This is a genomic window from Pseudomonas sp. NPDC098747 (genome assembly GCF_044760045.1).
GTDB lineage: Bacteria > Pseudomonadota > Gammaproteobacteria > Pseudomonadales > Pseudomonadaceae > Aquipseudomonas.
In genome coordinates, this window is record NZ_JBIWAL010000138.1 from 1 (window position 1) to 894 (window position 894).

Sequence of the window (894 nt, forward strand, 5' to 3'; positions counted from 1 at the left end):
AATGAAACGCCCAAAACAGATTACAACAAACATAAACAGAATCAAAACCAACAAAAAGATAAACAGATCAAATGAAAAAGTGGCGGTCAGCAAAATGCGCAAGGCACAAATGCGCATGGCTGCTAGCCGTCCTTATGCGGAGCGTATCCGCCAGGTAATTGGGCATCTGGCCAACGCCAACCCGGAATACCGCCACCCGTTCATGATCGACCGCGAAATCAAGCGTGTTGGTTATGTTGTGGTGAGCAGTGACCGTGGTTTGTGCGGCGGCTTGAACACCAACCTGTTCAAGGCCCTGGTCAAGGACATGGCGGTAAACCGCGAAAACGGCGTCGAGATTGATCTGTGTGTTGTTGGTAGCAAGGGTGCGGCCTTTTTCCGCAACTTCGGCGGTAACGTCGTTGCAGCTATCAGCCACCTGGGTGAAGAGCCGTCGATCAATGATCTGATCGGCAGCGTCAAGGTGATGCTGGATGCCTACCTGGACGGCCGTATTGATCGCCTGTCCGTGGTGTCCAACAAGTTCATCAACACCATGACGCAGCAGCCTACCGTGGAGCAGTTGATTCCACTGGTGGCAACCCCGGATCAGGGTCTCAAGCACCACTGGGACTATCTCTACGAACCGGACGCCAAAGAGCTGCTTGATGGCTTGATGGTCCGTTACGTCGAGTCGCAGGTCTACCAGGCGGTGGTCGAGAACAACGCGGCTGAACAAGCTGCGCGGATGATCGCGATGAAGAACGCTACCGACAACGCCGGTGATTTGATCAGCGATTTGCAGCTGATCTACAACAAGGCGCGTCAGGCTGCGATCACCCAAGAGATCTCGTTATTGGTCGGCGGCGCTGCCGATGTTTATCGTTTATTATTTTTATAGTATGCAGTTTTTTT

Annotated in this window: 1 protein-coding gene; it reads left to right on the plus strand. The window is 52.7% G+C overall.

The genetic code is table 11. The features are described 5' to 3' along the window. Position 1: 1 nt before the first annotated feature. Positions 2–880: a F0F1 ATP synthase subunit gamma gene (gene atpG / locus ACIQVE_RS29545; protein ID WP_402815479.1), complete on the plus strand. Its 879-nt coding sequence runs from the start codon at positions 2–4 to the stop codon at positions 878–880. The last annotated feature ends 14 nt before the right edge of the window (positions 881–894 follow it).

What these genes read in the sequence shown, in the direction of transcription:
- atpG (WP_402815479.1), top strand. Translation starts at nt 2, where the DNA reads ATGAAACGCCCAAAACAGATTACAACAAACATAAACAGAATCAAAACC.